Here is a 7,431-nt window from a genome sequence, read left to right on the forward strand (position 1 = left end):
GTGCGGGGTGAAGGACTTTGTGCTGGCCGGGCAGGACTACGCGTGGAGCGCCGAGCGCAGCCATGCCGCAGGCCACCACGCCGCGCGCCCAACACGCGTTTTTGACCCCAAGCGGCACATCAAGGAAAAGGACGCGGACGGCAACACCATCTACTCCACCATGTCCTACCTGACGTCCAAGCGCGACATGGAGCGCGACATCGCCCGCCTCGGGCTGAATGTCGCCAACATCTACGGCGGCGGCCTGCCCATCGCCGGAACACGCCGCGTCACCATTGACGAAGCCGCAACCCTGCTGACGGACCTACCCACCACCCACGGGCGCATCAGCGCCTGCATTGCGGCGGCGCGCGGCAGCCTGCCGCGTCCGGTGTTCGAACGCCGGTTCGAAACGTGGCGCACCTCCCTCAAGGCAGCAACAAAACGGCTGGAAAAACTCTACAAAAAGCCAACACGCAACAAGGGCGCCATTTTGGAGCAGCTGCAAAGCCTCGTCTACTTCCTGCGCCAAGACCCGCTCTATCTGCCCTACCTCTACAACGAGGTCATGGACATGGCGGGCATGGCGCGGTTTACCCAGCATCCCGTTCCGGCGGACATGCGGCGGTTTAAGGACATCACCGGCCGCGTGCTGGACAAGGTTGCCCTGATGGACTCCATCCTTGGCGCGCAGGCCAAAACCAGCGCGGCCTAACGCGCCCCGCGCAGCCAAAGCGCGCCCCAAGGCGCGCCGCCCCGGCCCTCAGGCACGACAAAACGCCCGGCACCACTGGTGCCGGGCGTTTTTTTGGACGCCTCTTGCAAGGGACACGGGCACAATGTATACCCAAGCGACATCCTTCACCTTCAACCCCACAAAAGCCAATGTCCCAAAAGTATTCGGTACCGATGCTCTGTTTGTGGGCCGCATCCGTCGTCGGCGTGTGCTGGCTCTCCCTTATGCCGACGCCCCCGCGCCCCATCGACCTTGACCACATCGACCTTGTGGAGCATGCCCTTGCCTACGGCTGGTTGGCGCTTTTGGCCCTGCGCGCGTTCAAGACGCGCGGGCCTGCCATCACCGCCGCGTGGAGCATGGTGCTGCTGGGCGCGGCTCTTGAGGTGGGCCAACACTTTGTGCCGGGGCGCTACACCTCATGGTCCGACATGCTGGCCAACACCGCAGGCGTCATCATCGGCATCTGGATTGGCGAGCGCATCAAGCAGTATGAGTATTTCGACGGGCTCAAGCGCGCCCTCGGCGTTAAAGATCAATAAGGTGCACCTCCAGCCGCTTCTTGCCAAACTGCAGGGCGGCGTCGGTGTCGAACATAAAAATATCGATCTGGTTGCGCTTGTGCTTGGCCATCAAGTCGTCAATGGTGAACACGCCATAGTTCTTGATGTAGACCTTCTTGCCAAACACCCACCCCGCCTTGAACAAATCGCGCGAGACGGCAACGATGCCGTGCCGCACCCGGCGGTTGGTGGCGGTGTAATTGGGGCTGTCGTCAGTTTCGCCAATGCGCGGGCTATAGGCCGTCACCGTCAAAAGCCGTGAACGCCGAAGCTCCTGAATGCTCTTGTGGTTATTCACAATGAAGCGATAAAAGAGGTCGGCCATGTCGTGCTTCTTGGCGACTTCAAGCTCCAGGGATTCCATTCTGTACTGCGAGTCCGCAAGCTCCGCCGCAAGGCGGGTCACACTACGGTGCTGCCAGACCAGACCTACAGCCAGCAGGACGATTGCGAGAGTCGTAAAAAACCTGTACATCTTCATCTCCAAACGCAAAATACTCTTCAGCATTCCGCAGCGTTGCCGTCCATAAGACCACGCCGGGTTCTGTGCTGTTCACACTATAGGAAAACGTTCAAGGCATTGCATCAAGAATCTGCCATGGCGGCGGCGTCTCCTCCTGCGGGCACATCGCGCCCACGCCTCGCCGTGCTTGCCACGGCTATCTCCATGCCCTATAAGCGCCACATGCGAACACACACCCCATTTTGGCATTTTGTGCTCGGCTCACTGCCGGTACTCGCTTTGGCGGCGGCGCTTCCCTACGCCTTCGGCGGGGAAGATGCCCTGATGCAAAGCGTACGGATACACAAAAATACTCACGAGGCCCTGCGCCTCACCGCAAACGTCATTACCGACTGGGGCAACCCCGCGTGTTACGTCACATTTCTTGGCATCCTCGTTCACGGGGTGCGCACCAAGAATACCGACCTCACCCGCTTCGCCCTGACCTATGTGGCCTTTCAGCTGCTCATCAACCTCGCTCTGCTCAACATCACCAAAATGGTGCTGGGCCGTCCGCGCCCCATGACGGGCGAGAGCGTTTTTCACATGCTGACGCTGAATCCGCATTACCACTCCCTGCCCTCCGGCCACACTGCCGACTTTACTACATCGGCGCTGGCGCTGGCCTTTTGGCGGCGCAAGGCGTGGCTGACGCTGGCCCTCGGAATGGCTCTGGCGCTTATGGCCCTGACACGCATCTATCTGATGCAGCACTACCCGTCCGATGTCTTCTTCGGCTGGATGTACGGCGCCTTTACGGCCTGGGCCATCTATGCTTTCGGACTCAAAAAGGAAACCACAGCCCATGAATAAGTTCCTCTCGCGACTGTGGAGCGTGTCCGCACTGCTCCCACTGGCGATACTCGGCCTGATCCTCGCGGCGCAGACCCTGCCCTCTTTGGACACCCGCGCCCTGTGGTTCTCGGATGAAATCCGCTACGCCAACGTTTTTGAGCATGTCATTGACGCGCACAAGTGGCTTGTCATGTACCTGAACGGCGTGCCCTACCCGGATAAGCCTCCCGTCTATTTTTGGTTCCTCACGGCGTTTTTGCCCATCTTTGGCGGGGCCAAGCCCGCGCTGTTCTTTGCCGGCGCCGCCGCCAGCGCGCTGGTGGTGCTGGTGGGCATGCTGTGCATGAACCATCTCGTCCTGAAAGGCGGCAGGGAAAATGGTCTGGCCGCAGGCCTTATCCTGCTCACCTGCTTTTACTTCGTAGCCCTGACGCATTACTCGCGCATGGACCTTCTGTTTACAGGACTTATAACCTTTTCGCACATCTGTCTCTTCCGCGCGTGGCAGCAAGAGCGCGCCATGGGCTGGACCGTGGCGGGCTTTGTGCTTGCCGCCTTGGCGACCCTCACCAAGGGTCCGCTGGGGCTTGTGTTCCCGGTGCTGGCCTCCGTGGTGTATCTGGCATGGAGCGGCCGCCTGAGCCGCCTTGTCCGCCGCGACGTGCTGGTGGGCTTTGGCGCGGCTGTGGTCATCCTGATTGGGTGGATTGCCGCCGCGTGGTTCTCCGGCGAACACGCCCTTGTCGAAAACATCTTCTACAAGCAGATTTACCGCCGCGCTGTGGACGCCTCGCACCACGAGCAGCCCTTCTGGCACTACTTTGCCACGTTCCCGGCCGCGTTTTTGCCGTGGACCTTCGTTGTGGTGCTGCTGCCCTTCAAACGGCTGTTTACCCTCTCCTTCTGGAAGGAGCTGTGGTACGCCCGCAAGGCTGATGTCTGTTCCACGGGCTCTGGCCTCAGCTACCTGTGGTGCGCGCTGATTTCCGGCTTTGTTCTGCTGACCTGCCTCAGCACGAAGATTGTCGTCTACCTGATGCCGCTCTTCCCCATCCTTGCTCTGCTCACCGCGCGCACCGTTCTCGGCTTTGACGCGGCGCGCACGCGCAAGCTGGTGCTTTTTGTCGCCGGGCTGTTTGCCGTGCTGGGCGTTGGCGTTGCGCTGGCGAACCTGTTCACCCAGTGGCCCATCGTCCTCAAGGGCATCTACGTGCTGGCGGTGGTCAACATCATCATCGCGGCCCTGCTGTGGCGCTTTGTGTCCCACTGGGATATCCGCCCTGCCCTGCTGACCCTTGGCATCCTGATGACCATCTGGGTGCAGCCGTTGGCCTTCATTGCCGTGCCCGAACTGGACGCCGTGATGAGCCCCAAGGAACAGGGCGAGCTGATGGGCGAGTACATCGCCGACGGCTACACCCCCGCGGCCTACAAAATCTACTCCGGTGTCTACACCTACTACTGTGGCACCAACATCCTTGAAACGCAGGACCTGCCGCGCCTTGCCGAAATGGCCCGCACCGAGGACAAATTCGTCCTTGGCATGCAGCGGCGCTACTGGGAGTCGTGGGACAACCGCCCCGCCAACCTGCGCGTGGTGCATGAGCAGTGGGTGGTGGACCGCCCCTACGTGCTGCTGGTGAACACTCCCGAAGGCGGCGCACCCGCCGAAGCCCCGGCTCCGGAAACCACTCCTGTGCTGGAGCAGAACGCCACCCAGCCCGCTCCCACGCCGCAGCCCAAGGCCGCACCCGCGCCCAGCGCGCCTGCGGTACAGCCTGCACCTGTTCAGCCTCCAGCGGCGCCCGAGGCCCCCAAGGCCGCGCCAGCGCCTGCCCCGCAGCAGACGGCCCCGGCAGGAAACACCACCAGCGCCCCCGCATCCAATGCGCCCGGCGCCACGGTGACCGTTGGCGGCAACGATGGCGCCATGGACATGCCCGCAACCACAGGTCCGGGCCTGACCACCGCACCGGCGGAAGCAAACGCCACGCCCGGCGCGCTGGCCAAAACGTGGGCGGCCATCACGGACACCTTCTCCGAGTTCTGGGAAACCTGGAACACGCCCGAAGGTGAAGTGAAAAAGGACAACGAAGGCACCGGCATGTTCAAAAGCGCCATGAAGTGGCTCTCCGACGTCACCAAGGGCGGCGCGGCCGAGGAAGACATCCTTCCCGCCGACACCCTGCCCGCAGCGGCACCGAACGCCACAACTCCTGACGCCACGGACTCAAGCGCCCTGCCCGGCGTTGCCCCGGCTCCTGCCGACGACGCCATTGCGCCCGAAGGTAACGCGGTCCGCCCCGTCACGCTTCCTGCGACCATCGCGCCGGAATCCGCTCCGAAACAGGCCCCCAGCGCCGCCACTGAAAACGAAGCGCAGGACGAACAGTCCAACGCAGCGCCCGCTGGCGAGGCTACGCCCGCGCAGGACGACCAGAGCGCCCTGCCCACGGCCCCGGCCGCACCGGAAGCCTCCGTCGTAGACAAGGCCGCACCGGCCACCACCAACGAGGCATCCGAAGCCGCCGCGCCTCAGGCGCCGTCCGCTCCGGCTCAGTCCGCCACCAACGGCTAACGCCACACGCGGCCAACGCCCGCGCTCCGGGCCTACGCCGCGCGACACACACCCTTCAACCACCATCACCTCCGGCCCGTCCACTGCGGACGGGCCGGAGTTTTCAACGGGACCTTATGGGGAAAATCGCTCGCATCCTCTGCATCGCTCTTGTTCTCGGCGCGGCCTACGCCGGGGTAAATGTGTATCTGCACCCGTCCAGCGCGCCTGAGCAGCGCTGGTATGTGCGGCAAAGCGTCTCGCACACCGTCATCAATCCGGACTCGCTGTTCTCCATCCCCTCTCCGGACGACGCGGCGCAGCCTGCGCGAAACGGCGCAACCTTCACTCCGCGCCATCAGCCCGGCGCGTCGGCCCCCGAGCACGCCGCCACGGCATCAACCATCCCCGGCGGCGCCATCACCGATGCGTCCATCATCACCGGCATCAACTTCACCGAGAGCGGCTCGCGCCTTGACGTGCACATCGCCTCGCGCGGCGCTTCCCCACGTTTTTCCGCCTTCGCCCTCGACAATCCCGCGCGCATCGTGGTGGACCTGTTCGCCCAAAGCGAGCTTCCCCCGGCCATGAAGGAGCTTCCCGTCTCCTCCACCCACGCCACGCGCATCCGCACCGGCGTGCATCCGGGCCGCAGCGTTGTGCGCACCGTCATCGACACCACGCCCGACCAACTTGCCCATTACGACGTTCACGCCTGCGAGCACGGCATCCGCGTGCGCCTTGGCAGCTAACGCGCCCTCCCCGTCCGCACCGCCAAACGCACAAAACGCCAGCGCCCCGGAAGCTCACTGCTTCCGGGGCGCTGGCGTTTTCAGCCCACAAGGGCCGCTTTTTGACTCTCTTCTTCTCTTGCCTACGACGCGGCAAAGACCTGATTGCGGCCCTTTTGCTTGGCCTTATACAGCGCCTTGTCCGCTTCCTTCAGCACGTCCTCGGGCGACTGGCGCGAGTCCGTACGCTGGGCCACGCCGATGGAAATCGTCACGGAGACCGTCTTGTTCCCCGCATTCTTACTGCTCGGCTTCTTGGGCTTGGTTTCCGGGCGGTTCTTGGAGCGGAGAGTAAACGGCGCGTTCTCGATGGCCGCGCGCACCGCTTCAAGGTGTGGCAGCGCCTCCGCCGCATCAGCACGGGGGAACAGAATCGTAAACTCTTCACCGCCATAGCGGTACGAGCAGCCGCCGCCCGTCACGCGGTCCAGCTTGCTCGCCACCATGCGCAGGACCTCGTCGCCCACGTCATGGCCATACGTATCGTTAAATTTCTTAAAGTGGTCCACGTCGCCCATGGCGACGGCGTACCGCCCCCCCAGTTTCTTAAAGTCCGCCACCAGCGACCGGCGCGACGGCAGTCCCGTCAGTTCATCCAAGAACGCCATGCGGTACGAGTCCTGAAACAGCGGCGCGATAAGCGACGCCCCAGCCGCCGAGAAAAACAGCGCCGGAGCCTGCCCGCTGCCCGCATAGTGAAGGCCCGCGCCAACGCCAAGGGTCAGCCCCCAAAAGCCGCCGTCCAGCGGCTCCTCACGTACGATGGTCAGTATCAAAAAGACACATCCCGCAAAGAAACACCCAACCAGCGCAGGCTGTGGCAGCCACGTCCAACGATCCGTCCACGGCGGCAGGACGCGCGCGTGCAGCATCTTGGCAACGGCCACCTGAATGCCCGCCACGCCCTCGTAGCTCATCAGGCCAAAGAACCCGTCCGTCACGGCAAAAACACATGCCGTCAGCAAGCCCGCCGTTGAAAGGTACAGAATGCCCCACGGCGTCACGAGGCCACGGTCGCCCATAATCGCCAGCAGCAGCCCAAAGACCGGAAACGCACACGCGTACGCCGCATAGGCCACCTGCCCCAGCGCATCCGTGCCCACGCCCGCCTGCAAAAACGTGTTCACAAACCAAAAGCCCAAGGCCAAAAGCGCCATGGCAAACACGCAGCGGCTGCGTTTAAAACGCCAACTCAGCAAGCCGCCCAGCACCGCCATCACATACGGCGCCGTGGACGCAACCTCCGGCGGCAAGCCAATATCCAGCGCAACAACCGCACCAGCGGAGGCCAAGAACAAAACAGGGAACATGAGCAAAGACAGTATTCGCATGGAAGAACTTTCTCCTGTATCGGCGGCCTTGTATCATGCCCCGCCCGCCCTGAAAAGCCCGTATCACGTGACATTTATGGCAAGCATGGCCGAATGGTGGTGGTTGCGCAGGGCTTGTGATGCCTCCCGCGACCTAAGCTTAAAGGGCCTCCGGCGGGTTAAGCTCTTAGGGTATTC

Annotated in this window: 7 protein-coding genes and 1 pseudogene; 6 read left to right on the forward strand and 2 right to left on the reverse strand. The window is 63.1% G+C overall.

Annotated elements, in window-relative coordinates; all coding sequences use genetic code 11:
* Together ACY69P_RS11910 and ACY69P_RS11915 are read left to right on the forward strand one after the other, a co-directional pair.
* A pseudogene (locus ACY69P_RS11910) lies at nucleotides 1–694 on the forward strand (motility associated factor glycosyltransferase family protein); the annotation flags it as partial.
* A gap of 194 nt (nucleotides 695–888) precedes the next feature.
* Nucleotides 889–1,257 carry a VanZ family protein gene (locus ACY69P_RS11915; RefSeq protein WP_459898879.1) on the forward strand — a complete coding sequence of 123 codons (369 nt, stop codon included), beginning with the start codon at nucleotides 889–891 and terminating at the stop codon, nucleotides 1,255–1,257.
* Here the strand turns inward: ACY69P_RS11915 and ACY69P_RS11920 are convergent.
* Entirely contained in the window at nucleotides 1,244–1,753 is a 510-nt protein-coding gene (locus ACY69P_RS11920) for a 3D domain-containing protein (protein ID WP_404844304.1), read from the reverse strand. The two genes, ACY69P_RS11915 and ACY69P_RS11920, sit on opposite strands and share 14 nt — an antisense overlap.
* 210 nt (nucleotides 1,754–1,963) lie before the next feature.
* On the opposite strand from ACY69P_RS11920, the gene ACY69P_RS11925 reads away from it, so the two are divergent.
* The 3 genes from ACY69P_RS11925 to ACY69P_RS11935 all read left to right on the forward strand — a co-directional run bounded on the left by ACY69P_RS11925 (nucleotide 1,964) and on the right by ACY69P_RS11935 (nucleotide 5,884).
* Complete coding sequence (locus tag ACY69P_RS11925) at nucleotides 1,964–2,593, forward strand: phosphatase PAP2 family protein (RefSeq protein WP_404844303.1); 630 nt, start codon at nucleotides 1,964–1,966, stop codon at nucleotides 2,591–2,593.
* Nucleotides 2,586–5,153, forward strand: coding sequence for an ArnT family glycosyltransferase (locus ACY69P_RS11930; RefSeq protein WP_462327626.1), 2,568 nt, complete (start codon nucleotides 2,586–2,588; stop codon nucleotides 5,151–5,153). Before ACY69P_RS11925 ends, ACY69P_RS11930 begins: the two co-directional genes overlap by 8 nt.
* 116 nt (nucleotides 5,154–5,269) lie before the next feature.
* Nucleotides 5,270–5,884, forward strand: a complete 615-nt coding sequence (locus tag ACY69P_RS11935; protein WP_459898874.1) for an AMIN domain-containing protein — start codon at nucleotides 5,270–5,272, stop codon at nucleotides 5,882–5,884.
* A 122-nt stretch (nucleotides 5,885–6,006) separates the two neighbouring features.
* On the opposite strand, the gene ACY69P_RS11940 is transcribed toward ACY69P_RS11935, so the two are convergent.
* Complete coding sequence (locus ACY69P_RS11940) at nucleotides 6,007–7,254, reverse strand: sensor domain-containing diguanylate cyclase (RefSeq protein ID WP_462327627.1); 1,248 nt, start codon at nucleotides 7,252–7,254, stop codon at nucleotides 6,007–6,009.
* On the opposite strand from ACY69P_RS11940, the gene ACY69P_RS11945 reads away from it, so the two are divergent.
* On the forward strand, nucleotides 7,232–7,431 hold a 200-nt coding region (locus ACY69P_RS11945), incomplete at its 3' end, for a hypothetical protein (RefSeq protein ID WP_462327628.1). The two genes, ACY69P_RS11940 and ACY69P_RS11945, sit on opposite strands and share 23 nt — an antisense overlap.

This window comes from Desulfobaculum sp. (assembly GCF_054921475.1).